Below are 26,012 nucleotides of genomic sequence, written 5' to 3' on the forward strand. Positions count from 1 at the left end.
TAACTTATCATCATTATTCAGTACATTTATTCACTGCTATTATTGAATAATAAATTCAATGAAGTAACCTTTAAGCCAGCATTTATTGACATTACTATTTGACAACTTTCCCATAGACGCTCAAAAAAACTACAGCTGCACCACCTCATACTGGCTGAATTCATCCGTAATCAGCAACCTCTGTCCCAAACGTAAAGAGGTTTGTTTGCTATTAATACGCATAATGACTCTATCATGGGTCTGAAAGTAAGAAGTCGGTACAATCAGAGTGCCAGTGGTTTGTAGTCGCTCATCTCTACCAAGAATAAATGCTGGCACAAAATGGCGACTACGCGTTTCTTTACCTTCTAAACGCAAGCCACAAGCCACTAGCTGATGTCCAAGTACTTGCCACTCGATCTCCGGGTTTTTACTATCAAAATCAAGCCAGCGCGCCACGCCCATCGACCAATCAGGCGGCGTGATTGTATCAGATCGACAGACTAAAAAAAGGCTCATCATATGTAATGCTGGCGGTGCAGTCATCGCAGATGCATTCTCATCAGCCACTATGTTAAGGCTGTCTTTATGAACACTGTTTTTATGAAAGACATCTTCATGAAAGCGGTCTTTATTTAAAGTATCTACTGTTGATGATAGTCGCAGGGTGCGAAATAGTGATAAATCATCATTACGATCAAAGGTTTCACGGGCTAATACGTGGCTGCTGTCTTGTTTTTTATTCACGGTATCATAACGAGGACGCTGCTCATCTGGTAACTCTTTTATAGCGATTAAACTGGTAAAGCTATGCGAATGGCTCACCCGATAATGAATATTATTAAAACCTGTAATCAAAACAGCGTCTTCTTTCGCACTATGTTTAGTCGCTAGGGTGAGCGGCGGCTGTAAATAGCGGTAATTGAGCGTCATCGCTATTTTATTAAGCAAGTGACTCTCAACGCCGTCACCCCCTTCCGTAACTAAAGCCTGTTTGCGTCGTTTAAGATACTCAACCAGCGGGGCAATTTCTATAAATAAACAGTGATAGCGATTGTCGTATGGATTAATTGTAGAGCTGGCCGTCAGGTAAGTTGGCGGATTGTCACTTTGTAAATCAACGAACACGCGGGTCTCGGTGGTTGGCTCAATCGTCGCAACGATATGCTTAGCCCATTCAGGTAACAAACGTTGGACGAGCAGAATATTGGGACGACGCATGGCACGTACATTTAATAGACTGTATAAACAAATTTGGCAATACAGCTGATGAACCGTCTTGGCACGCTGGGTGCCTGCCGTAACACTCATATTAATCTCAGCCGCATGATACTGATAAGCAAGATAATACAGCTGATTGATTTTGTGCCATAAGTAAGATGAGGGTTTTTGATAGCACAGTGCTTCTTCGCCCAATAGCTTCTGGTACATCAGCAGCGTCTGGTAAATAGCAATGGCGAGTGTCGTTGATGAAGACTTATCACCATTAAAATAGCGCTGCCAGCCATTACTTGCAGCGTATTTTCGCTGATTATTGAGCAATGAAGTTTTATGACGTATCACTCTGTCATAGACCATAATCATTGAATAGTATAGCGACTTTATTTGAGCCACATAACCCATTTGAATGTCGCTAAGCGCACCTGTCTCATAAATATAAGACTGTCGCAAAGTGGCAATTAACTGATCTGAGGCGTCTATCACTGTCGCCATAAGGGTAAGACGTTGCGAATCATCGATATTGGCCACACGTAGTACCGTAAGTATTTTTGCTAATTGTTCAGCTTGCTGTGCTTGCGTTTGCGAAGGTAACGCTGCCAACAATTTTAGCAAATAACCTTCTTGGCCATTAGCGGATCGCTTAGAAGCTACTGGCAATGCCTCTGTAGAAGATAGGTGCTCTTGAAACGTCGATAAAGTTATCATCAGTATTCCTAGTAACCTTGAGTAACTTGGCAGGAGGCAAATATTCAACCATGCCGTATGCAACAATACAAGATAAAAGATACAAATCAGCAGCAACCATCAAAATCGACAGCACCCATTTTTAGTAACGATTAAGCTCTATAGCATCATCTAACCGCACGCCCATCTTCTAAAAACCACGCTTTGTTCACTAATTTTTCAATATACCATAGTGCCTATATTAACGATCATTGTAAATATCAATCGGTACTTTGAAAGGTTTATTTGGTAGCTCTCTGACCAGCTTGGGTACCAAATAACCAGGGAGTGCTGCCAACAATGACCAATACAGCTCAATTGCGAAGCGCTCATCATTATCGAAATGTGCGGCACCAGCCACTTTATCCAGAACGTGCAAATAATAAGGCAACACACCAGCAGAAAATAAACGTTGGCTTAATTGCGTTTGAACAGGAACGCTATCATTGATGCCTTTTAATAGCACCGCTTGATTCAATAACGTTATGCCAGCCGCTCGAGCACGTTGCAGATGCTCTGCTGTTAAGGCATCGATTTCATTGGCATGATTACAGTGGATGACCATCACAATATGACAGCGACTTTGAGACAGTCTGGTCAATAACGCATCATCCAAACGCGCTGGTATGACCAGCGGCAAGCGCGTATGTAAGCGAATAGTGGTCAATTGCGGGAGTGACTCTAAAGTATCTAGCCAAGCAAACAGGCGTCTATTTGTTACATTCAGTGGATCACCGCCACTCAAAATCACCTCATTAATCTCAGGGTGTGCGGTAATGTAATCAATGATATTTTCTTTGGCATCAGCCGTCGGCATATTGGCACTATAGTCAAAATGCTGACGGAAACAGTAACGACAATGAATGGCACAAGCACCTGTCACGGTCAATAATACTCTGGATTGGTACTTATGCAGCATACCTTTGACTGGGTTTTGCGTATTCTCGCTCAAGGGATCTGCCACATAGCCCGTTACCTTGATTTGCTCGCGCTGATCAGGCAATACTTGTCTCAGTAAAGGATCATTGCTATCGCCGATATTCATTTTTGCCACAAATCCACGTGGTACGCGCAGCTCAAAATGCTTAGGTACATAAACCTCTGCACGCAATGATTCTAGCTTTAGGATGCTTAACAGCTCATCGATAGAGGTAATGGCCTCGGATAATTGCGTTTGCCAGTTTTTTTGTGTGATTAAATGGTTTATCATGACAACCTAATACCTGTGCCCAAAAGTCGCTATTATACGCGCTTAGTGCGTAGCCTATCAAAGCATACGACCTATCCTTTAAACACTTAGCGTAATAAGCGATTTTAACGCAGCTAGCTATTCATTCCCTTATCTACCACCCTATTTATAACCCCTAGGAGTTTCTTGTGGCAAGTTTTTCTACTAATGAATTTAAAGCTGGTCTAAAAGTCATGCTCGATGGCAACCCTTGTGCCATTCTTGAAAATGAGTTTGTCAAACCAGGTAAAGGTCAAGCCTTTAACCGTGTTAAATTGCGCAACCTTCGTAGTGGTAAAGTATTGGAACAAACCTTTAAGTCAGGCGATAGCTTAGAAGCTGCTGATGTCATGGACACTGAAATGAACTATCTATATAACGATGGTGAGTTTTGGCATTTCATGCACCCTGAAAGTTTTGAGCAGATTCAAGCGGACAAAACAGCGATGGGCGATTCAATAAAGTGGCTAAAAGAAAATAGCAATGCACTATGTACCATCACTTTATTCAACGGTGCTCCTCTTTCAGTAACACCGCCTAACTTTGTTGAGTTGCAAATCACTGAAACAGATCCTGGTGTGCGTGGTGATACTTCAGGTGGTGGCGGCAAACCTGCCAAGTTAGAGACAGGTGCTGTCGTCCGTGTGCCATTATTTGTACAACAAGAAGAAATCGTACGTGTTGATACTCGCACAGGTGACTATCAAACTCGCGTTAGCCAATAGTATGTAAAAGTCATAGCGCTCGATATAATAGAACTTACATAATAGAACTTAACAGTTAGCCTCTAGCTGTTATTCCACAAAAAAGCTGAACCACTGATAAAGCGGTTCAGCTTTTTTTATTTATGAATATTGTCTTTGATATTGTCTCTGTAGTTAATTTGATTGAAAAGTATTCCAAAACAACCGAGTAAAATTCATATGAAGTATGTCAAACAAGGTTAACGCTGTGGTTTTTTATAGTGGATGAACTGTCGCTATTGATGACAGCGATGATGGATAACCTTCTATAAATATCTACCAAAACACTACTCTGCTGATGAGTGTTTCTGTATCAGCCAATATTGTACCAATGCATTCAACTGCTCTTGTTTAAAAGGCTTGGTACAGTAATCTTGCATCCCAACTTTTAAATACTTTTCACGCTCACCATCCATTGCATTGGCGGTCAACGCAATAATAGGTGGTAATGATTGAGGATCATAGAGTTCATGCAATTTAATAGTGGCCTGTACGCCATCTAAAATAGGCATATGATGGTCCATTAAAATGACATCATAACGCTCAGGTGAGAGCGCAAAAATTTCAATAGCCTGCTGCCCATCAGTGACATGCGTGACCGTATGACCACTATTATTCAGGGCTTTTTTAGCGATGATGGCATTGACGGTATCGTCTTCAACCAACAATATATGACCAGCACGCTCATGGGTCGGCTCAATCATCGTAAAGTCATTTGACTCTTGCCACATCTCATACTGGTTTTCATCAATAGTCGGTAGCGGTAATAAAACACTGAACGTAGTGCCCACACCCACTTCGCTATCCACATCGATATAACCGCCCATCAAATCAACCAAAGACTTACAAACCGAGAGTCCTAGACCTGTGCCACCATAAAGACGGTGGGTGAATTTATTTGCTTGGTCATAAGCATCAAATATCGCATCCAATGACTCAGCTTTGATACCGACGCCTGTATCTGTGACTTCAATGCACAGGGGCATGACTTCATGATAGATGGTATTACTGATAGCTTCTTGAGCCGTTATTTTGCTGAGATCACTTGCTGAAATACCTTGGGCGCGATATTGGTCAGCGCTGTCGTCGTCAAAACCATCACAATGACAATTGGGTACATGTTTGACATCAATAGTGACTCGCCCGCCCTCACGAGTGAATTTAATCGCATTATTAACAAGGTTTGCTAAAATTTGTTTGAGGCGTACCGGATCGCCTTGCACATAGGGCGATAACGACTCGGTATAATGGTAGTCTAAAATGAGCCCTCGCTGACGTGCTTTGACAGCAAAGAGGCTGACCACCTCATTACATAATGCGGATAAGTTGACAGGAATAGAATCAATGGTCATTTTCCCAGATTCTACTTTCGATAAATCTAAAATCCCGTTAATGATCGCCATCAAATGCTCATTGGAAACTTTGATATTGTCCACGTATTCTTGTTGTTCACTGCTAAGTTTGGTCTCACCAAGCATCTCCACCATACCAATAATGCCATTCATCGGTGTGCGGATTTCATGACTCATATTGGCCAAAAAGTCTGATTTCATCTCATTGGCATGTTTGGCATCACGCTGCTTATCCTGTAGCTGCAAGGCATCTGCCGCCATCATCGCAAATTGAGCCAACACCTTTGCTTTTTGCTCATCAAAGTCATGATTGGGCTTCATATCCATCACACACAGCGAGCCCAAACGATAGCTTTTATTATCCTCATGCAAGATAATTGGCGCACCAGCATAAAACTGTAGGTACGGCGATTCTGTCACTAGGGGATTGTGGCTAAAGCGACTGTCTTTAGTTAAGTCCGGTACTACAAAGACGTCGTTAGAAAGCACGGTATAATTGCAAATAGCCACTTCACGCGTCGTGCGGCAAACACCGCCCAGTCCTTGGACAGATTTTAGATACTGTGTTTCTTCATCCATGAAAGTGATGGTCACAACTGGTACATCAAAAAACAGCTTCGCCAGATCAATTAGACGCTTAAATGCAGGCTCATCATTGTCGTTGAGCACCTGATACTTCCTAAGCTTATTGATGCGTTCTACTTCATCTGCCGCTACTGGGTAGCTGTGTTTAGGTGCGTTCAATATAGACAAGATAGACTCCATTAAATAAGATCAGACGCTCGGCTTGATGCCCGCCTGTTTTATTAATAACTGTAATGCTTCACTCACCATAATCATCGCAACCACCGATGTGACCACTACTGCTGAGCCATAACCACCACACTGCAAACCGCCTGTCTGACAACTCTTATCTACACGTGGTGGCTCTGTAGAGTAGACACATTTGATCCCGAACTTTTCTTTTAGTGTACTATTAATGCCTTTTTCGTGGCGCAGCTTATTGCGTAATTTGGCAAGTAAAGGATCTTGGTAACTGTCACGCAAGTCACTCACCCTAATCTGACTAGGGTCTATCTTGCCACCTGCGCCGCCTGCACACACCAATTTTAATTTATTAAAACGACAATGTAGCGCGATGGCAAGCTTGGCATTCATATCATCTACGCAGTCCAAAATAACCATAGGTCTGCCTTGAGCAACAGCGGCTTTTGCTTCATCGCGACTTGGCAATAAAGTGGCGACGTTTTCTACAGTTAAAAAATCATCGATCAAGTTTAGCGTTACTTTGGGATTAATTTCACGAATACGGGTGGCCATCGCTGCAATTTTACTCTCACCAAAGGTGCTGTCTAGTGCAGGCAACTGCCGATTGACATTGGACGCAACCAATACGTCCAAATCGATCAACGTAATAGTGCCCACTGCCGTTCTTGCCAAAGCCTCAGCTGCCCAAGAACCAACGCCTCCGACGCCAATAACGTATACATGCGCATCGGCAAAAGTAGTGACAGCTGTCGTACCATAAAGAGTGCGCGTACCTTGAAAACGGCGCTCATATTGCACATTGTCTTCGCTCAGCTCTTCTGTCTTTGTAACGTCTTCGGTGCCAATGGACTCTGTCATTATTTGCTCAAATGGTTTTATTTCACTCATAACAGATTAAATGCTCTTTTAAATTATTTTGGTGACGCTTATATTACGTCAATTTCTTTATTCACGGCTATTTCATTCACTATCATATCAATGGCTAGCCATACAATAAACCGTCAGTGACTAAAATATGTGGCACTACGACAGCGGATAATCCCATTTTGTTTGCAAAGCACTGCAACTGTTGTGCCACAATTGCTTAGCAAAACTGGCGGGTGGTACATTGAGCAACTCACTCAAGCTTAGCAACACCCATGGCAAGTTGGCAGGTACATTTCTATTATGTACGGCTCGTGCACTGTCTGATTTTTGAGTTGGCACTGATGAATCAGGGTCAGATATTTGGCACATGATAGGCGTCATATCAGGGCAATCCGTTTCTATCACCAAACATTCAACGCCATAGCTATCAACCGCTGCTTGAATGGCGCGGCGCAGTTTCTTGGCATTGGGATTAGTGATTTGACCGGTAACCCCAAGCTTAAATCCCAACTTAACAAATGCTTTGGCTTCTTGCGTCCCACCACTAAAACTATGCGCGATACCGCCAAGTTTGTGTGCATCGTAATCATGCGCTTTTAGTATGGTCAACGCTTCTGCATGTGCTTTACGAATATGCAGCATCACTGGTAGCTGATGAGTCACCGCCATGTCCAATTGTGCCTTAAAAAATCGTACTTGTTTGGCAAACATGTCAGGCGCTTTCATCGCCTCAGTGAAGGTGTCTAAACCAATCTCGCCGATTGCTAATGGGCGTTTATCAGCAATCCTTTTTGCCATAGCGATTAAATGATCGTCAGTATGCTGTTTGATATAAAAAGGATGCAAACCGACCGCAATATGGCTACTAAAATTTGACACTTTTTGTCTATCGACATTGGCTGTCGTAGGTAATGACAGCGTATTTAACAGGCGTTCAGTCTCATACATCCGCTCAAAATGCTGATATAGATAACCCACTAATATCAGATGGCGCACTCCCTGATTGTGAGCCTGCTGCATCAGTATTTCTCTATCATCATCAAATATAGGGGCATCAAAATGAGTATGCTTGTCTATGAGAGGATAAATAGTAGGTAAGGGCTGTTTGATCATCTTAGGTGAATCGATAGGGGTCATTGATAGACTCCAAAATTAATAGTTTTCAGCGAGGCGTTCCGTGATTTGTCATTCAATAGACATTATTTGTCATTTTGTAGCAATAACCACATCAATGAACACTTTAGAATGGCAACTTTATTTAAAATGATTTCTACAGTTAAAAAATGCCAATCAACAAAAGAGCTTTTGATAAGTAAAGAGACCTTCAACATGCCCTATTAGTATTATCATGATTGGCTTTTACATTGTGCTCATCTGAGTGCTCATCTGATACATTGTGCTCATCTGATACATTGTGCTCATCTAACGGTCTGGTATCAGCTTGTCGACTGCTACGCCGAGGAATCATCAATAAGGCGGTGGCAGCGACTGCTAATAAAAACCACTTTTTAGCATTTTTATGATGTGTCATTGCTTCCACCCCTACCTTTATATCATTATCTGCTATATTTATCAGCAAGTGTTCATACTTACTACTCAATTACTCATTAGTATACTGCGATATAAAAACTGCTATGTTTATCTGTGTTATGAATACGCAAGCTAATGTACGGCGTAGTTTATTTAGTACACCGTGTCTCTATATGCTATAAGAATAGAAGGCGAGCGCTTTATTAACCTATCATTAATAAAGCGCTTTTTTGAGTGCTTAACGGTTTAAAGGGTAAGTTGTCATACCATTATTAGGACTGTCTACTTTGGTAAAACCTTGAGACTGAGACTTTGGTGTCTGATCGCGCTTAGGAACAAGGGGATTGAGCGGCATCAATTCATAATCTGCGCTAACATCGCCATTCCAACCTTCCGTACCGCTCAATGGCAGCTGTTTAATGGTACCGTTTTTATCAATGACCAACTGCAGGACGCGCATTTGGTTAAATTTGCGTTCGGTGACACTGGCGACTGCCCTGCCATCACGTAAAATGGTTGGCTGTAAAAATATGATTAAATTACTTTTTTGCGTCGTGTCATTGTCAGAGCGGAACAGTCGACCAATGACTGGCACATTACCCAAGCCAGGGACTTTCTGTTGGCGTGTGGTGCTGTTTTCACGCATCAAGCCACCGAGAGCAATGGTCTGCTGATCATCAGCCAGAATCGTCGTATTGATGAGGCTTTTATTGGTCACCAAACCAGTAGCATTTCCAGTGCTACCAGGCACGACGGATGAGACTTCTTGCGAGACCTCCAAGCGTACGGTGCCATTGTCGCCAATATGAGGAATGACATTTAGGTTGATACCAATATCCTGACGATCAATGGTTTGAAAGGGATTGCTAGAATCGTTGCCACTGGTGGTAAAGGAACCTGTCACAAAAGGCACGTTTTGACCCACTAAAATACTGGCTTTTTCGTTGTCCAATGTCAAAATTGATGGCATAGACAGCAGATTGGCACTGGTAGAAGAATCAAGTGCTTGCAAGATAGCCCCATAAAACTGGGTGTTTCCCTGACTGTCTTTACTGCTATCACCAATACCAATCAAAGCACCAGCTATCGAGCCTGCTGCTGCACTGATACTGGCGGCACCGCCACCCAACGCCGCGGCAGCAAGTGCTGTAGCACTCGCGCCTACGTTATTGAAGTTTACGACTCCGTAGCCGCTATTGGCATTGCCAAGCGCCCATTGCACACCAAGCTGGGTCGCATCATCACCTGACACCTCTACAATAGCCGCTTGAATCAATACTTGCGCGCGGCGACTGTCCAACTGATTGACCGCATCTTCAATCTCAAACATCAGCTCAGGTGCTGCATTAACGATAACGGCATTTTGGGTTTCATCAGCGATAATACTAAAAGGTCGCCCGCCAACACCTGTACCAGTACTACTCGAATTGGCACCAGAGGTCGCTGAGGTCGACGCGTTGTTAGTCGTGTTAGTGCTAGACTCATTAGTCAAGGTAGCGCCTGTGCTACTGGAATCGTTCAATGATGCCGACTCTAACGAGGACGTTGCTCCAGCGCTATTAATAGATTGATTGGCGAGCAATCCGCGTAGCATATCTGCAATATGACCTGCACTGGCGTATTTTAATCGAAAGACGCGCAGACCACTCAAACGCCTTGTAGGCGTGGTGTCCAATTGATTGACCATCTCTTTGACTTTAGCAATCATCTCCGGACTGCCTTTCACCAACAATCTATCACTAGAGGTGTCAGCGATGACTTTAAGCTGGTTATTACCACCTTGTGCTTGCCCGCTACCAGCGCTTGCAACCAAGGCGCTAATCAATTCCATCATACGTTCAGCATCGACGTGACGTAGTGGTATCACTTGCAAACTGTCATTGACGTTGCTATCTAAATCGCGGATGAGCGACGTCAGCTGATTAAGACTATCTGCACGATCGGACAATACCAAGGCATTGACACCAGGCACGGCAGCGGCATGAGCTGATTGGGGCATAAGCGGACGGATGACACCCAGCACTTCTGCGGCTTGGGTATTGGTTAAATAAATAACACGAGTAGCTAACGCCTCACCAACACTGTCACCGCGTAAATCAACAGCCACGCCAGATTGTTTGGCGACATTATCTGGCACCAATTTGATGGTCGTTCCCGAGTCAATCGCTGCAATACCGTTGACTTGCATCACACTCAAAAACAGCTGATATATTTCGTCACGCGACAAGGCTTTGTTAGAAATCACCGTCACATTGCCATTAATACGTGGATCAAGGACAAAGTTTTGGTCAGTGATGGTTGCCACCTCATTAATAAAGGCTTTGATATCGGCATCTTGTAAGTTGACTTTCCAGCTCTCAGCACTCGCAAGACCCGTACTGGCAGCCCATAATGGTACGGCGAGGCAAAGAGGACGACACAGGCGCATCAGGCGCTGCAAAACATGGTACAGAGGCGTGACTGAAAAATTATGAAAACTTACCATATTGATGATTACCTACAGTGATGTCGCTTAGTATGTACTGGATTTATTGTGTGCTAAGGTGCTCAATGATTGCTTTGCTCACTTAATATTCTGCCCACAATGGCATTATTTAAGTGGCACTATCTAAATACTTGTTTACTTAAAACTTATTTGCTTAAAACTGCTGACGAATGGTAATGACTTGATCGCCGCGTTGCACCTCTATTTGCGCCTCACCTGATTGCTGTACCTGTTGCAGCACACTAGCATCTTGGGCAGGATTACTACCCACGCTTTGACCATTAACCGTTAGCACTTTATCACCTGGCTCAAGCCCTAGGCGATTACGCAGCTTTGCTGGCATTGCAGGCGTCACTTGATAGCTTTCTCCTGCTGCCATAACCCCCATCCTACTCAAATAACTGGCGGGGTTTTCTTGCAATTCTGTGACCGCCTCATCGATAGCAGATTGCGGGCTACTGTCATTGCCTGTCGCAGCGGACTCTTCCTCAGTATTTTGTGTAGGCTGAGGGGCGTTTGGCAACATGCTGTTCTCTGGCAAGCGCTGATTACTGACGGCACCTGCGATCATGTCACTTTGGTCTAACGGCATCGCGGCTGGCATGCTAATGACGGTTTGCTTGTCGCTAGCATCAGCGATGACAACCGAGTTCCAGTCGACAGCGACAAGGGTATAGCCACTGTCTTTTAGCGCATCACCGATTCGATAGTTTTTCACTTCACCATTGACATCCAGTAGTGCCGAGGACATGCTCTCTGGCATTGCTAACAGAACCCCTTTTAGATTGACATTGGGCGGTGGCTGCACTGCTGCTGCAATAGGATCAGGATCTGCAAAAATAGCAAATAATCCACTATAGTCCTTGCCAGATGCCGATGTATTTTGCAAAGGTGTTGGTGGCAACATCGGTGCCAATGGTGCTGCGAGCAACAACCATAGTAATCGAGCCGCTGTCCAACATAACCAAGCAACAGCCAATAACAATACCCAACCTGAGAATCGATTAAGGGTGTTAAGCACAGGTTTTAAAGTTGTAGAAACATTCATCATCTAGCGTGTCCCCAGCCCATTTAGCAGCGGCTGACGCACACTGACGACTGGGGTATCTTGGGGTGCTTGCCCTTTATACTCAGGCATACTTTCTAATAAACGCTGCGTCAAACTGACATCCAACATATTATCGCCATCGATATATAAGTCGCCCAAGCGCTTATCTTGATTGTTTAATAAATTGATATGGAGCAGGTTTTTATTGTTTTTTTGCTCGGCACTTAACTCAGCACGCATCGCAGGCATGGTCAGATAAAAAACCTTGCCACCGCTAGGATAGCCTATCTCGCCGCCGACCCATGTCAACTGACCATCGGCTTGAGTAAAACCAGATGGATTTTTTGTTGAAGCGTTTTCTGCGGCGGCACTTGAGCCAGACTGACGGCCAAGCGAGACATTATTGACCTGAATCGGTGTATTGGGCAATTGCCAATCAACCAAATTTGCCAACGTCTCAGGTGCTATCTTGCCGCTCATATTATCCACTTGCCATGAGTTGGCGCCTATTTTTACTTGTCCATTGAGACGGGTTTGTGCTGAAGTGATATCGACCTCTGCACTTATCTTACCCAATAACAAATGCCATGGCTGCCACGACCATTCTGCCGTACCTGTGAGCGGTTTGGCTGCTAAAGGCATCTGCCAGATAACGGAGCCTTGCCATAAATTACCCGACACATGCTGTACATAAGGCGCTTCGGGAGCATACTTTTCAAGCAGCCACGCCGCTGGCATTTGCAATACAGCAAATAATGCAAATAATACAAACCCAACCAGCCACCACAGCTTACGAGGGCGCTTATGAGACGACGCAGATACTTGGGGCACGGTTGCATAACTCTTATATAAGACAAAAACGTCATTATCATAACAAACAATGGCATACAGATGACAGAAAAAAAAGCCAGTATCTTTTTACCAAAATAATGGCAATAAAGATACTGGCTTTTATCAGCTTCTAAGACGAAAGGACTATCACGATCAAACGCTATGATTGCACACAAATCATGAGAAACAAGCCCAATGATCAGAGTAGATGTAACATGGTGCTTGTTCAAAACAGGACTTATTTAAACAAGCTCTTATTTAGACGAGCGCTTATTTTAAATAGCCTTTAATAAAAATTGTACCTTGCTAAATCTAAACCGACATCATCTTGTTAACCACTACACTATTAGATGGCAAAATCTTCGATACTACGACCTGCTGCTAGCGCTTCAACCAACCACGTTGGCTTGCGACCACGGCCAGTCCATGTTTCTTCGTTGTTGTCAGTATTGCGATACTTGATGCTGCGTTTTTTCTCTAGCGTTTCACCAGCTTTTAGAATTTCTTCGATAGAGGCATTGCTGTCTTCTGCAATTTTCTCAAACTGCATATAAGCGTCATACAAACGCTGATGTTGTTTTTTGGCAATAAGCTGCTGAGCATTTTCAGTGATGGCACGTAGCTCATCAACGTTCAGGTTTTCTAAATCAATGGCGGTATTTTTGCTCATAATAAATCCAACTGTAAGATAAAAAATATAACCTTAATAGACATTATTCACTATTAAGGACTAAGAATGACCTATTCATCATTAAATACAACGATGAATGTCACAAATCGATATTTTTTCAACCAAATAAAATATTGTTAGCCACAATACCTAAGGGCGTAGATAATATAAACAAAAAACCTTGCTATCACAACAGTAGATTATTATATCTTCTATAACAAAGGTCAGTGAATAGTAAAATCGGGTAAATGAAAAACCACTATTTATTTAATATAGTCAATCCAGAATAAAATTGGTACAACCCATATCATGAAACAGCTTAGGTAAATTATTCTCCATCCACCCTTGTCGTAGAAACTTAGCCTGTGCCCATTTTTTTCAATAGGGTTTAAATCAGGGCTGTAAGGCGGTAGAAATAACAAGCGATGACCATGCCTGTTGAGTAATCTCTGAACGCGTTTATGAAAGCTGGCGTTATCCATGACGATTACGCATTTTATTTTAAGACTTGGTATTAGCGTGTTTTTGCACCAGTTGTAGAATATGTCGCCATTGATATTCTTTTCGAAGTAATCAAGTGCAAATAACGCTTTTCATATAAGGCACCAATAACATTGGTGCGTTTTTACCTTGCCAGTTATAGCTATCGATGCAAGGGGTACCAATAGGTGCATAGCCATGAGAGCGGATGGTCTCAGCCTCGAAGCCACTCTCATCCATGTATACAATTGAATAGCCTTGAGCGATGTAGTCGCCCAGTTTACTTAGATATTTAGCTCTGTTTAATGGGCAAGCTTTTGGATGCTCTAAGGTCTTTTTTGACTGATACCAAGACGTTTTAAAGCGGCCTCGATGCCCGACTTACTACAGCCAAAACGCTGTGCTCTCTCGTACATGTAATCGTCTGGATGCTGTTCAACATCTTTTAATAAAGCTTCGTTAGGTATTTTACTGGGTGGTTTATTGCGAGTGAGTTTAATACTAGGATCTTTGAGCCAATTCTGTAGCGTGGCCTTACTAATGTCATAAAATGCACAAGCTTGTCTGATACTCATATCTTGTTGTTCGACACTTTTAATCACTTGAGCACGGAAGTCTGCTGAATAAGTCATAATCTTTTTACTTTTCGCTTGTTTTAAAACTACTGTACCACTTTTATAAAATATCTACTATAGTTATTCGTAAACAGTTATTAATTTTAAGATAAAATCAGTCTCTATAAACAATGTCCTAAAAGCGGTTAAACGAATAACTCAGCAAACATAAATCCATAAAAAAATAGCAACCGATTGTTTCCATATATACCTACCGATTAGTCAAAATCGCCATTGATTAATCATGCTGATCACTAAGCTCATTCATCAAGTTATAGGCTGCTTCGGCGCTCAATAAATAGGGATTAAAATCAATCGTTGTCGAATATTTTAAATAAATCGCCGCATTTTTTTCAGTCGGGGAAGCATAATTCATGGACCATTTAGACCATGCTCGATGTTTTAACTCACGTGTCTCAATAACCTGTAAGTCATGATGACGCGGATCAGCAATTAAACTATATAACAGACGATTGATCTGTGCTCTTGGCCCTTCAATGGTTTGCAAAAAATAATCTTTATTAAATGTCAGCATACCAGTAATGCCATTGGCGGCGTTGTTTAATTGTGCTTGCTGCAAGATTTCGTTGAAGTCGTTGGCCGATACATCTGGGTTGGCACGGCTAGCGTATGTCATGCTCATCAAAATGTGCGCATCTTCCATTGCTGATGTCATATCTTATCTCTTATAAAAAATCATGGATGTGATGGTTTTTTAGCGTTTATAAATATCAGTCAATTAGCCAATAGAAAACCATGGTTTCTTTTTCGTAGCGGCGCTCACTGCTTCTTGCTCTTGAAGGTCTGATAACGTCTCAATCAACATCATGATTTGATTGGTGTTCATCAAATAAGGATTAAACTGAGTACCTGTCGAAAATTTGAGCGCAAGTCCTTTGTTTTCATCGCTCGGAATCAAATATTTCATTGACCATTTACTCCAATGGCGCAGCTCTACTTCACGGCATTCGATGATTTGTAAGGCATGATGCCGATCATCTTTAACCAGTTTTCTGAGCAATTCATTGATGACGGGTCTCGCCCCTTCAATACTTTGCAAAAAATAATTGTGATTGAACACCAAAGCACCCGTAATACCATTGCGCTCATTGTTTTGCTGAGCTTGTGTCAGGATGCGCGTTACTTCACCTTTAGGATTGTCGGTGTTATAACGGCTAATATAAGTTAAACGTAGAATAATATGCTCGCCATGATGCATTTTTAGGCGATTTAATTCTGAAAGCTCAGCTGATTCCACAAAACACTCCAATTAGTTTGCTAAATTTTTCACCTATCACTACCCAGCTACTGTCTTTTATAACCGAGTATTTGTGGTATAAGTCATTTTTTTATAACATAAGTCGCGTATATATTAACGTTGAATTTTTTTGATAAAATCATTCATGCCGCGCGATAAATTACTGCTACTGGTGCTCTGTATTTCTTTGACCAAGCTCAATAATTGCGAGCTATCCGCGCATTGTTCTAAACTCAACAAGTAACCCCAAGCTTCTACTGGTGGGGCGTTTTTCTCAATATAGTTGGCCAACTCTGACTTTATCGTTTCGTAGCTCGCACCAGACAACCTAGCCTTGAAAATACTACTGATTGATTTCTTACCTAATGCTGCCATTTTATTGAGACCTTTATCATTAAAGGTGCGATCAAACTCTGTCTCAATATTTCTTTCAGACGACGATGATTGAGACTGATAAGCCGTCGATGCTTGCGGCGCAGTGGACATTTGAGAGGCAGCATTATCAGCGCCCACTATCTCTATGCACTCAAGCCCTAACAGCAACTCAAATAGTGGTGCAACACCGCCAAAATCGGCAAACATTTTGCTACGATCAAGCGTATCAAGATAGCTTTGATACGTGCGTTTGCCATCGATCATAATGAGCAATGTTCTCGCTTCACGCGGCAATATGCCGAGACTCTGAGATTTAATCTCTTCTCTACCCAAATCAGTTTTTTGAAACACATCACCATCTTTCATTCTTTGTACTCAGCACTAGCAGTAAGGTGGGCACTTTTATAGTCAATTGATTATAAAAGCGTGACAGCTTTAACCTTTCACATTGAACCAACCCTATCGTAAGCGGTCGACCAGATGAATTTTTATTATTTCAGCCATTGAACAGTCAAATTTTGACTTTTTATTGGTTAATAAAAATTACTTTAAATCAAAGTGAGCTATGCTGAAGAAACCGTACAAGTAAACTTGGTAAACTAAGCGTATTAATCGGAGTTTATCATGACCAAGAAAGTAAGAACCTACAGTGACGAATTTAAAGCCGAAGCTGTTAAAAAGATAGCAGACAACAACGGCAATATTTCAACGACCGCAAAGCAGCTTGGTATCGCCATGCAAACCTTATCGAACTGGAACAACAAAGCTAATCAAGGCAAACTTGTAGGAACAGCTCAATACGATCCTGATCTTATGACGGCTCTTCAAGAAATAAAGCAGCTCAAGCGACAACTTAAAGTTGCCGAAGAGGAGCGAGAGATCCTAAAAAAGGCCACGGCGTACTTTGCAAAGCACAGTTAGTCAGGTACGCCTTTATCAAAGATAATCAGCACTTCTTTAGCATCACCACTATGTGCCGTGTGCTAAGTGTTAAGCCATCAAGTTATTACGACTGGCTGAGTCGTGATATCAGTGACCAACAGATACATCGTAATCAGTCTGAGCTACTGGTTAGGGCTGCTCACAGAGAAACTCGTGAGCGCTATGGTGTTGAGCGACTGCATGCAAAGCTCATAGAGCAAGGCCATGATATTAGCTTGTACATGGTCAGACGTATCAAAGAAGAACATGGCATAAAATGCCGTCGCCATAAACGCTTTAAAGTCACTACAGACTCAAACCATAATAAAATGGTTTATCCAAACGTGTTGGATCAGCAGTTTGATGCTAAGCGTCCTAATGAGTCTTGGGTCAGTGACATCACCTATATCTGGACGAATGAGGGTTGGCTGTACTTAGCAGGGGTTAAAGACTTATACACTAAAGAGCTGGTTGGCTATGCCATTAACAAACGTATGACCGCTGATCTAATATGCAAAGCATTGAACATGGCCATCAAGAACAAACGGCCCAGCAAAGAGCTAATAGTTCACTCTGACAGAGGCAGTCAGTACTGTAGCCATGCCTACCACAAGATTATCAAACAGCATCAGTTTACAGGCTCAATGAGCGCTAAAGGTAATTGCTTCGACAATGCACCCATAGAAAGCTTCTGGGGCACTTTAAAGAACGAGCTGGTATATCACGAAGACTATAAAACAAGGTTTACAGCCATCAGCGATATCATTGGCTATATTGAGCTGTACTACAACCAAACGAGGATTCAAAAGGGTTTGGCCTATAAATCGCCAAGACAGGTGTGGTTTGATTATTATCGTCAGGCTGCGTAACTAAAATCTCCCAAGTTTAAGTCTACGGGATTGACGGCAGGGGTCAAAGCCCCACATTTAATATTGTTTGAATTATTGATTCGAGTGGATTATATCAACCCACTTAATGAACCGTTAGCACTAATTAAATCCAATAGAACAGACGGTCTATATAGGATATGAAAGGTAGTTTTCATAAATTTCAATATAAAATTTGATAAAATAATGAGAATAAAAAAATCGATAAACTCAATGAGGCAGGCTACTGTTTATCCGCTTTATCTTCTTACTAAATTGTTTGCCGACCAATAATTAATTTTCTATTTTTTCAAATAACCATCAAGACGCAACTATAAAAACCAACAAACGTTTTAATTTTTTAGCGAGATAATATCGTAATTGACAAAGTCAATCTTTCTTAACGCGCTCACTCTCATACGACCTTTATGGGCACTATAGAAAATTTATTTTTTTAAGTCATTTATCATTAGCCATAAAAAAAACCCTGCCATTGCAGGGTCTTCTATAGATTACTCTTAACAGATAATTCTAAGGTATATCCTCAAAATGGTTAAGTATACAACATATTGTTATTGTATAAGTTAGAACGGAATATCATCATCGACAGGACCGTCTGGCATTGCTGTCGGCTTTGACTGTGCAGGCTTTTGCGCAGGTTGATTAAATTGATTCTGCTGAGCAGGTGCGCTTTGATTGTTAAAGCTGTTTTGACCACCTTGAGCAGCTGACTGGTTGTAACCGCCTTGCTGTGCTGGCTGATTGTTTGCTTGCTGACCAAAGTTGTTTTGATTGCTTTGACTACCTTGATTGCCATAGCCACCACCTTGACCCTGATTTTGACCGCCAAAGCTATTATCACTTTGACCACCAGTCGCACCATCTAGCATTTGCATTTGCTCAGCACGAATCTCAGTGATATAACGGTCTTGACCATTGGGATCTTGATATTTACGGGTACGCAAACTGCCTTCGATATAAACTTTACTGCCTTTACGCAAATACTGCGCGGCAATTTCACCCAAACGATTAAATAGAGAAATACGATGCCATTCAGTCGCTTCTCTTTTTTCGCCACTTTGCTTGTCGGTCCACTGCTCTGACGTTGCAACCGAGATATTGGTCACGCTACCGCCGTTATTAAATTGACGTGCCTCAGGGTCTGCTCCAAGGTTACCGATGATGATAACTTTATTAACTCCGCGCATGATACCGTCCTCTTACTTATGAATAATTTTATGAATCGCTTTAATGATTGTGCAGCTAAGCGCATTCATTAATGATTTTACTGTAATCAATTTTTATTGGAATATCTACAAGCTATCTATTAAAGACGACAATCTATGTCGTTTAGATATATATTATAATTTTTGGGTTTAAAAAACCATGATATTGCTATTTTGCCATTTTATTAAGCGAATTAATACTATTACCAGTTACTGACTCATCAACTCACTCTGCCCTTTATAAACTTATTTAGAATCATTGCTCTCGTTATTGCGATGCATACTCAAGGTGACGCTACCCAGCTCTACGCCAAATTTTTTCATGACTGAGCGATTGAGCATGACGTCTTTATCAACCAAATACATCCAGTCATCAAAATTCACTTTGTAGGTTTTATCTTCAAAGGGTAGCTCTAACAAGTAATTCCAATGCAAGGTATTGCCAACCACTTCCCCTGTTGCCTCGCCAATGACATCGCCTGCTGTGCCTTTCCAGCTACCATCAGCTTGTTTGATCAATCGCCATATACGCTGTGATTTTGACCCATCTGCCCATGCGAACTTCTCATCTAAAACGATGACATTATCGCCTTCGTGCGTGGCATCAATATCGACGTAAAAGCGTTTTTTGACCTCGCCATTGCGACCTTGAAACATGCCCCAACCATCGATTTGACCTGAGAAGAACTCATGCATATCGAGCGTGAGCGTGCTGTTCTGATAGGCTTGGATATTTTGTGTGGCGCAACCTGAGAGTAGTAACGTGGCTGATAGACCAAGACCTATCGAAAATTTAGCCACTGCTCGAAGCGCAACACCGTGCGACAGCACTTTAAACTTACTCATATTAATTCCTTTTAAATAGAGATAAAGATTTAGCGTTCACTTATTAATAATGGCTGTCTATCTAGTCGTTGTCTACTCAGTTTTTGCCTATTCAACCTTATCTCTACTCGCCTAAGTACGTTGTCTATACCCTTTGTTAAATATCTAGTGGACTCTGTGCCAAACTCGATAGCTGCATCCGCGAGTCATCTGTCAATTGTGTTTTGTCCAACTTTAAATAAGCCACTTGTTCTTTTGCCATCACGACCAACTCATCCACGCCATCTACCGCAAGCATTTGCCGTGACCAGTCCTGAATATTGATGTCTTTAGGAATGGTCACAGTAGTACTCGATAGATAAGGTGGCTGAGCAATCGGAATGATAATGAGTAGCGCCACGCCCATAATGACGGCTAAAATACCCCACGCCAGCAAATTCGGCTGACTTAATAACAAACCACCCATCGCACCACCAACGAACGCACCAAAGAACTGGCTAGATGAGTTAAGCCCCATCGCTGTGGCTTTATTGGCAACTGGGGCGCGCTTAGATATCCATGAAGGAATCGTTGCCTCAAGCAAGTTAAAGCCCATAAAGTACAACAACAGACCTAGTATAATACCAACGCCAACCTGACTGCCAATGGCCAATATCGCTAAAGCAGCGGTCATCAGCGCAATCGCGCCTAAGAATACTTGGCGCATTTTGCGTTTCTTTTCAGCGATGATAATAAAAGGAATGGCAACGGCAAAACCAATAAATAATAACGGCAAATAAACCAAACCCTGCTGACGTACCGATAAGCCCAATACCTCATTAAGCTGATGCGGCAAGATAACAAAGATGGCGGTCATCGTTAAATGCAGGGCAAAAATACCAATATGCAAACGGTTTAAATCGCCAATCTTTAGCACTGTCGCTAACTGCTGCCCGATCGATTTATTATCAAGATTATGCTTAAGCACCCGTAGCGGCGTTGGTACAAATAGTAACAACAACATCGCCAAAACAGCGAAACCAGCGGTTAACCAAAATAACCCTGAGATACCAAGCGAGCCGACCAATAAAGGACCAAAAGCAAACGCCAACATAATTGAGGTAGCAATGGTCAAACCCATGGTCGCCATTGCTTTGGTACGCATCTCCTCGCGCGTCACATCAGCCAATAATGCCATCAATACCGCAGATACCGCGCCACTACCTGCCAGCGCCCGACCAATGATAACCTCGTAAATATCAGTCGCATTGGCGGCAATGATACCGCCGAGAGCAAATAAGATCAGTCCTAAAAAGATAATCGGCTTACGCGGGAATTTATCCGCAGCCAAACTCAAGGGAATCTGAAATATCGCCTGCCCTAGACCATAAATACCGACCGCCAAACCAATCAAAAATGGCGTCGCGTGCGTATAATTGTCACCATATACAGAAAACACAGGCACAATCATAAACAGACCAATCATCCGCAAAGCAAATATACCACCGACCCCGAGGATTGCCCGTTTCTCTACGCTATTCATACTTGCCTCACTGGTTCGTCATTGCTGATTTATCACTACTGCGCTGCTTATACTATTGTGATGCTATCAAGACTTTAGCTACAAATTAAGCCCACTAGTATAAGACATTCGCCGTTTGCTTGCCGAGACTTTTGTCTTATTGGTGCAGTCTCCTATACCGTCTCAACCCAAGCCATTCATATTACGCGATTATTTTGTTACCAACTGCATCGGATGCGCAATCACACCTTGAATAATGCGGTCGCCATGACAATAAAGTAAGGCGTCATAAATATTATTGCTCGTCAGCTAGAGCGATCGCTTAGATGACAAACTCCTCTATAAAATGACATTTTGGTCAAAACCATGACAAAAGGTGACTACTACTTAACATTGATTTAATTTAGATTTGCTTAGTCATACGAAAACCAATCACCTCAAAGGCTGTAGAATAAGAAAACAGCAAAATGACCGCCAAGCAGCATACTGCTCAGCAATTATAAAAATTAAAACAGTAAATTAGGCATCTATAGCTCTCACTTCATCAACGTATGAACACTGTATAAAAATATTATTTATAACAAAATCTTTGATAATAAAACTATTTATAACAACATTATAAATTTACAGAATATCCACGTTTTTAACCAATCATTCTATTGATCTATATTTACCTTTTAATTTGAGATATTTTCAATCCCCTTTTAGCAAATAGGAAACCTAACACCGATGGCACACGAGTATATTAAGGTTCGCGGCGCACGCACTCATAATCTAAAAAATATCGATTTAGACATTCCACGCGACAAGTTCGTGGTAATTACAGGTTTATCAGGCTCTGGTAAATCATCATTGGCATTCGATACTTTGTATGCTGAAGGGCAACGCCGTTATGTCGAGAGCTTATCGGCGTATGCGCGTCAATTCCTCTCACAGATGGAGAAGCCAGACGTCGATAGTATCGAAGGTTTGTCGCCAGCAATTGCTATCGAGCAAAAATCGACCAACCATAACCCGCGCTCAACGGTCGGGACGATTACTGAGATTTATGACTATTTGCGCCTGCTCTATGCGCGTATCGGTACGCCCTTTTGCCCTGAGCATGGCGAGCCAATGGTCGCGCAGTCGGTGACTGAAATGGTCGATCAAGTCATGGCGCTGCCCGATGATACCAAGATCATGATACTTGCGCCGGTTATTCGTGAGCGTAAAGGCGAGCATACTGTGTTGCTTGAGCAATTAATTGGTCAAGGTTTTGTACGTGTGCGCGTCGATGGCGATGTCTACGATACTGATGAGCTACCAACGCTCGATAAAAAGAAAAAGCATACCATCGAAGTCGTCGTTGACCGCTTTAAAGTCCGTGATGATTTAGGTAACCGCGTCGCTGAAAGTCTAGAGACGGCGCTACGTCTAGGACAAGGTCTGGTGACGCTGCACTTTATGGATGGTAATCCAAAAGAAGGCGGTGACGAAAATCAAGTTATGTCTGCTAAGCACTCTTGCCCTGTTTGTGATCGCGCCGTGTCTGAGCTTGAACCGCGTATGTTTAGTTTTAACAATCCCTACGGTGCCTGCCCAAGCTGTGATGGTCTCGGTAAACGTCAGTATTTCTCTACCGAAAAGCTGATTACCCATCATGAAAAATCGCTCAATCAAGGCGCGATTAATGGTTGGGATAAGCGTCATGCGTATTACTTCGGTTTGCTCTCTACCGTTTGTAATCATTTTAAAATCGATATGGACGCACCGTGGCAAGAGTTACCAAAAGCGCAGCAAGATATCATCATGCAGGGCTCAGGTAAAGAGAAGCTGACCTTTAACTTTACTGATGAGCGCGGTCGCAAGACCAATAAGACTGTACCATTTGAAGGTGTGCTGCCTTATTTAGAACGCCGTTATGCTAAAACCCAAAGCAATCTTGTGCGTGATGAGCTGGCAAAATATTTGGCGGATACTACTTGTAACGTCTGTGATGGTGCGCGCCTCAATGAGATTTCACGCAATGTCCGCGTTGATGACCAAACCATCGCCCAAATCGTCAAGCTCTCTATCGGTGATGCTGCTGACTATTATAAAACGCTAAAAATTGGCGGTCATAAAGGCGAAGTCGCAGAGAAAATCTTTAAAGAGATTAATGAACGTCTAAACTTTCTCGTCAGCGTTGGACTTGATTATCTATCACTTGCGCGCTCTGCTGAAACGCTATCGGGCGGTGAAGCGCAGCGTATCCGTCTTGCCAGCCAAATTGGCGCAGGACTAATGGGCGTGATGTATGTGCTTGATGAGCCATCGATTGGTCTACATCAGCGCGACAATGATCGTCTGCTAAAAACTCTAACGCGCTTACGTGATTTGGGTAATACCGTACTGGTCGTTGAGCATGATGAAGACGCCATTCGCCAAGCAGATCATGTGATTGATATCGGTATCGGTGCAGGCGTACACGGTGGTCATATTATCGCTCAGGGTACGGTCGATGACATCATGGCGAATAAAGAATCACTGACTGGACAATATATGTCTGGTAAGAAGAGAATCGAGATTCCAGCCATTCGGCATAAAGCTAAAACTATAGATATGGAAGTCAAAGGTAAAGCCAAGCCGAAACAAGTACCGATGACTATTGAGCTCAAAGGCGCATCCGGCAATAACTTACACGATGTTGATTTGACCTTGCCAATCGGTATCATGACTTGTATCACTGGGGTTTCGGGTTCTGGTAAATCTACCCTCATCAACCGTACTTTGATGCCATTAGCCGCAACGCAATTGAATAATGCCTCAACGCTCATCGCCGATAAGCATGACAGCATCAGCGGTCTTGAGCATCTGGACAAAATGGTTGACATCGATCAAAGCCCAATTGGGCGTACGCCGCGCTCAAACCCAGCGACTTATACGGGTGTGTTTACCCCTGTGCGTGAGATGTTTGCCCAAACTCAAGAAGCGCGTGCTCGTGGTTATAAGCCGGGCCGCTTTAGTTTCAACGTAAAAGGCGGACGCTGTGAGATGTGTCAAGGTGATGGTCTCATCAAGGTCGAAATGCATTTCTTACCGGATATGTATGTGCCGTGTGATACCTGTGAAGGCAAGCGCTATAACCGCGAGACTTTAGAGATTCACTATAAAGGAAAAAGTATCGCTGACGTACTCGATATGACTGTAGAAGATGCCACTGAGTTCTTCTCAGCCATTCCAGCGATTTATCGCCGCCTGCAAGCATTGATGGATGTTGGACTCAGCTATATCCGTCTTGGTCAGTCTGCGCCAACGCTATCAGGCGGTGAAGCGCAACGTGTCAAACTGGCGCGTGAGCTTGCCAAACGTGATACTGGGCAGACGCTGTATATCTTGGATGAGCCGACCACTGGTTTGCATTTCCATGATATCGATAAGCTGCTGCATATCTTGCATACCCTACGCGACAAAGGTAATACTATCGTCGTCATCGAGCATAACTTGGATGTTATCAAAACAGCGGATTGGGTGATTGATCTTGGCCCTGAAGGCGGTAAAGGTGGCGGACTCATTATCGCGGAAGGTACACCAGAGGAAGTGGCAGAAGTTAAAGGCTCATATACGGGTGAGTTCTTGAAGCCAATGCTTAAGCAAGCGATGAAAGAAGTGAGTTAATCGAATTTAGGTAATAATTAATGAAAGGCTACTCTTTAGGGGGTGGCCTTTTTTGTTAGGTTAGGTTTTGTATTCAATGCTAATATAGACAATATTTTAAGAACATCTGTAAGGTAATAAGTGATGGCAAATGTAGCAAATCTAGAAAAGAAGCTTTTAGAGCTTATCAATAATAAAGACTCTTTTGCTGTTGCTTTGACTGGTGAATGGGGTATTGGTAAGACTCGTTTTTGGAATGACTTCTACAAGGAAAACCATACAGATTTAGGAGTCAGTAAATATTCTTATGTTTCACTATTCGGCATTGATTCAATAGATGCTCTGAAGTTCGAAATTGCACTTAGTACTCATGATACTACACAAAAGAAGGACTACCTTACTGGACTAAAAGGTATATTCAAGAAAGGCTTGGATGCTATAGACTTACCAAAACTTGAAGGTACAGGCGTCACTCTATCTCTTGGTAAAGGTTTAATTAGCAGTGCCATTACCAGTCTTATTGGAGACACTTTGATTTGTATCGACGATATTGAAAGGCTATCTAAAAATATAGATATCAAAGATATGATGGGGTTAGTTAATCACTTGAGCTTAGAAAAAAACTGTAAAGTAGTAGTAATATTACATGAAGGTAAAGCAGACAAAGACTTTAGAGAATATAAGGAAAAAGTGTTTGATGAAGTGTTAACTTTAGATAACTCACTATCTATCATCAAAGAGATAATCATAAATAATGAGCTTTTTCCTATATACGAAAATTTTTATCAAACTATGAACATCAAAAATATAAGGTTTTACCAGCGAGTTGAAAGAACTTTGAAAGCTATGAGCCTTTCCTAAAAACTGTGTAACTGCTTATAATCCA

General features: G+C 42.4%; 23 protein-coding genes. 4 read left to right on the top strand and 19 right to left on the bottom strand.

Annotated elements, in window-relative coordinates; genetic code table 11:
* Positions 1-129: 129 nt before the first annotated feature.
* On the bottom strand, positions 130-1,905 hold the full coding sequence (locus tag JMV76_RS11270) for a hypothetical protein (RefSeq protein ID WP_201502751.1): 1,776 nt from the start codon (positions 1,903-1,905) through the stop codon (positions 130-132).
* Between the two features lie 220 nt (positions 1,906-2,125).
* Entirely contained in the window at positions 2,126-3,133 is a 1,008-nt protein-coding gene (gene epmB / locus JMV76_RS11275) for an EF-P beta-lysylation protein EpmB (protein ID WP_201502752.1), read from the bottom strand.
* Between the two features lie 167 nt (positions 3,134-3,300).
* Between epmB and efp the strand changes: the two genes are divergently transcribed.
* A complete protein-coding gene (efp, locus tag JMV76_RS11280) occupies positions 3,301-3,876 on the top strand; it encodes an elongation factor P (RefSeq protein ID WP_055124654.1) in 576 nt (191 codons plus the stop codon).
* Between the two features lie 305 nt (positions 3,877-4,181).
* On the opposite strand, the gene JMV76_RS11285 is transcribed toward efp, so the two are convergent.
* The 14 genes from JMV76_RS11285 to JMV76_RS11350 form a co-directional block, all read right to left on the bottom strand.
* The gene (locus JMV76_RS11285; protein ID WP_227690320.1) at positions 4,182-5,999 is read right to left on the bottom strand and encodes a GAF domain-containing hybrid sensor histidine kinase/response regulator; all 1,818 of its coding nucleotides are present in this window, start codon (positions 5,997-5,999) and stop codon (positions 4,182-4,184) included.
* Between the two features lie 21 nt (positions 6,000-6,020).
* Positions 6,021-6,872 (bottom strand): tRNA threonylcarbamoyladenosine dehydratase, encoded by an 852-nt coding sequence (locus JMV76_RS11290; RefSeq protein ID WP_226950193.1) that lies wholly within the window; start codon positions 6,870-6,872, stop codon positions 6,021-6,023.
* Positions 6,873-7,037: 165 nt separating this feature from the next.
* The gene (locus JMV76_RS11295; protein WP_201502755.1) at positions 7,038-8,018 is read right to left on the bottom strand and encodes a TatD family hydrolase; all 981 of its coding nucleotides are present in this window, start codon (positions 8,016-8,018) and stop codon (positions 7,038-7,040) included.
* 187 nt (positions 8,019-8,205) lie between these two features.
* Positions 8,206-8,412, bottom strand: coding sequence for a hypothetical protein (locus tag JMV76_RS11300; protein WP_201502756.1), 207 nt, complete (start codon positions 8,410-8,412; stop codon positions 8,206-8,208).
* Between the two features lie 237 nt (positions 8,413-8,649).
* Positions 8,650-10,896, bottom strand: coding sequence for a type II secretion system secretin GspD (gspD, locus tag JMV76_RS11305; protein WP_201502757.1), 2,247 nt, complete (start codon positions 10,894-10,896; stop codon positions 8,650-8,652).
* Between the two features lie 154 nt (positions 10,897-11,050).
* Positions 11,051-11,947, bottom strand: a complete 897-nt coding sequence (locus tag JMV76_RS11310; protein ID WP_201502758.1) for a type II secretion system protein N — start codon at positions 11,945-11,947, stop codon at positions 11,051-11,053.
* Positions 11,948-12,775, bottom strand: coding sequence for a type II secretion system protein N (gene gspN, locus JMV76_RS11315; protein WP_201502759.1), 828 nt, complete (start codon positions 12,773-12,775; stop codon positions 11,948-11,950).
* A 346-nt stretch (positions 12,776-13,121) separates the two neighbouring features.
* Positions 13,122-13,445 carry an H-NS histone family protein gene (locus tag JMV76_RS11320; protein WP_045453321.1) on the bottom strand — a complete coding sequence of 108 codons (324 nt, stop codon included), beginning with the start codon at positions 13,443-13,445 and terminating at the stop codon, positions 13,122-13,124.
* A 263-nt stretch (positions 13,446-13,708) separates the two neighbouring features.
* A complete protein-coding gene (locus JMV76_RS15255; RefSeq protein WP_201502796.1) occupies positions 13,709-14,002 on the bottom strand; it encodes a transposase in 294 nt (97 codons plus the stop codon).
* A gap of 16 nt (positions 14,003-14,018) precedes the next feature.
* On the bottom strand, positions 14,019-14,165 hold the full coding sequence (locus tag JMV76_RS11330; RefSeq protein ID WP_201502760.1) for a hypothetical protein: 147 nt from the start codon (positions 14,163-14,165) through the stop codon (positions 14,019-14,021).
* A gap of 86 nt (positions 14,166-14,251) precedes the next feature.
* Positions 14,252-14,557 carry an IS630 transposase-related protein gene (locus JMV76_RS11335; RefSeq protein WP_227690081.1) on the bottom strand — a complete coding sequence of 102 codons (306 nt, stop codon included), beginning with the start codon at positions 14,555-14,557 and terminating at the stop codon, positions 14,252-14,254.
* A 220-nt stretch (positions 14,558-14,777) separates the two neighbouring features.
* Positions 14,778-15,215, bottom strand: a complete 438-nt coding sequence (locus JMV76_RS11340) for a BLUF domain-containing protein (RefSeq protein ID WP_201502761.1) — start codon at positions 15,213-15,215, stop codon at positions 14,778-14,780.
* A gap of 63 nt (positions 15,216-15,278) precedes the next feature.
* Positions 15,279-15,797 (bottom strand): BLUF domain-containing protein, encoded by a 519-nt coding sequence (locus JMV76_RS11345; RefSeq protein ID WP_227690322.1) that lies wholly within the window; start codon positions 15,795-15,797, stop codon positions 15,279-15,281.
* A gap of 114 nt (positions 15,798-15,911) precedes the next feature.
* Positions 15,912-16,523 (bottom strand): hypothetical protein, encoded by a 612-nt coding sequence (locus tag JMV76_RS11350; RefSeq protein WP_201502762.1) that lies wholly within the window; start codon positions 16,521-16,523, stop codon positions 15,912-15,914.
* A gap of 273 nt (positions 16,524-16,796) precedes the next feature.
* On the opposite strand from JMV76_RS11350, the gene JMV76_RS11355 reads away from it, so the two are divergent.
* A protein-coding gene (locus JMV76_RS11355; protein ID WP_201502763.1) for an IS3 family transposase occupies positions 16,797-17,962 on the top strand; the annotation gives its coding sequence in 2 pieces (ribosomal slippage) (positions 16,797-17,055 and positions 17,055-17,962; 1,167 coding nt in all).
* A 581-nt stretch (positions 17,963-18,543) separates the two neighbouring features.
* Here JMV76_RS11355 and ssb read toward each other — a convergent pair.
* The 3 genes from ssb to JMV76_RS11370 all read right to left on the bottom strand — a co-directional run bounded on the left by ssb (position 18,544) and on the right by JMV76_RS11370 (position 21,532).
* The gene (ssb, locus tag JMV76_RS11360) at positions 18,544-19,167 is read right to left on the bottom strand and encodes a single-stranded DNA-binding protein (protein WP_201502764.1); all 624 of its coding nucleotides are present in this window, start codon (positions 19,165-19,167) and stop codon (positions 18,544-18,546) included.
* Between the two features lie 264 nt (positions 19,168-19,431).
* Complete coding sequence (locus JMV76_RS11365; RefSeq protein ID WP_201502765.1) at positions 19,432-20,031, bottom strand: DUF3833 domain-containing protein; 600 nt, start codon at positions 20,029-20,031, stop codon at positions 19,432-19,434.
* Positions 20,032-20,167: 136 nt separating this feature from the next.
* Positions 20,168-21,532 (bottom strand): MFS transporter, encoded by a 1,365-nt coding sequence (locus JMV76_RS11370; RefSeq protein WP_201502766.1) that lies wholly within the window; start codon positions 21,530-21,532, stop codon positions 20,168-20,170.
* Positions 21,533-22,240: 708 nt separating this feature from the next.
* On the opposite strand from JMV76_RS11370, the gene uvrA reads away from it, so the two are divergent.
* The gene (uvrA, locus tag JMV76_RS11375) at positions 22,241-25,147 is read left to right on the top strand and encodes an excinuclease ABC subunit UvrA (protein ID WP_201502767.1); all 2,907 of its coding nucleotides are present in this window, start codon (positions 22,241-22,243) and stop codon (positions 25,145-25,147) included.
* 123 nt (positions 25,148-25,270) lie between these two features.
* Positions 25,271-25,987 carry a P-loop NTPase fold protein gene (locus tag JMV76_RS11380; protein WP_201502768.1) on the top strand — a complete coding sequence of 239 codons (717 nt, stop codon included), beginning with the start codon at positions 25,271-25,273 and terminating at the stop codon, positions 25,985-25,987.
* Positions 25,988-26,012: the final 25 nt, after the last annotated feature.

The organism is Psychrobacter cibarius, from assembly GCF_904845955.1.
In the GTDB taxonomy this organism is placed as follows: Bacteria; Pseudomonadota; Gammaproteobacteria; order Pseudomonadales; family Moraxellaceae; genus Psychrobacter; species Psychrobacter cibarius_B.

Bases quoted from the DNA above. Each gene is read 5' to 3' on its own strand.
- JMV76_RS11270 (WP_201502751.1), bottom strand. From the start codon at position 1,905: ATGATAACTTTATCGACGTTTCAAGAGCACCTATCTTCTACAGAGGCA.
- epmB (WP_201502752.1), bottom strand. From the start codon at position 3,133: ATGATAAACCATTTAATCACACAAAAAAACTGGCAAACGCAATTATCC.
- JMV76_RS11290 (WP_226950193.1), bottom strand. From the start codon at position 6,872: ATGACAGAGTCCATTGGCACCGAAGACGTTACAAAGACAGAAGAGCTG.
- JMV76_RS11295 (WP_201502755.1), bottom strand. From the start codon at position 8,018: ATGACCCCTATCGATTCACCTAAGATGATCAAACAGCCCTTACCTACT.
- JMV76_RS11300 (WP_201502756.1), bottom strand. From the start codon at position 8,412: ATGACACATCATAAAAATGCTAAAAAGTGGTTTTTATTAGCAGTCGCT.
- gspD (WP_201502757.1), bottom strand. From the start codon at position 10,896: ATGGTAAGTTTTCATAATTTTTCAGTCACGCCTCTGTACCATGTTTTG.
- JMV76_RS11310 (WP_201502758.1), bottom strand. From the start codon at position 11,947: ATGATGAATGTTTCTACAACTTTAAAACCTGTGCTTAACACCCTTAAT.
- JMV76_RS11320 (WP_045453321.1), bottom strand. From the start codon at position 13,445: ATGAGCAAAAATACCGCCATTGATTTAGAAAACCTGAACGTTGATGAG.
- JMV76_RS11330 (WP_201502760.1), bottom strand. From the start codon at position 14,165: ATGGATGAGAGTGGCTTCGAGGCTGAGACCATCCGCTCTCATGGCTAT.
- JMV76_RS11335 (WP_227690081.1), bottom strand. From the start codon at position 14,557: ATGACTTATTCAGCAGACTTCCGTGCTCAAGTGATTAAAAGTGTCGAA.
- JMV76_RS11340 (WP_201502761.1), bottom strand. From the start codon at position 15,215: ATGACATCAGCAATGGAAGATGCGCACATTTTGATGAGCATGACATAC.
- ssb (WP_201502764.1), bottom strand. From the start codon at position 19,167: ATGCGCGGAGTTAATAAAGTTATCATCATCGGTAACCTTGGAGCAGAC.
- JMV76_RS11365 (WP_201502765.1), bottom strand. From the start codon at position 20,031: ATGAGTAAGTTTAAAGTGCTGTCGCACGGTGTTGCGCTTCGAGCAGTG.
- JMV76_RS11370 (WP_201502766.1), bottom strand. From the start codon at position 21,532: ATGAATAGCGTAGAGAAACGGGCAATCCTCGGGGTCGGTGGTATATTT.
- uvrA (WP_201502767.1), top strand. From the start codon at position 22,241: ATGGCACACGAGTATATTAAGGTTCGCGGCGCACGCACTCATAATCTA.
- JMV76_RS11380 (WP_201502768.1), top strand. From the start codon at position 25,271: ATGGCAAATGTAGCAAATCTAGAAAAGAAGCTTTTAGAGCTTATCAAT.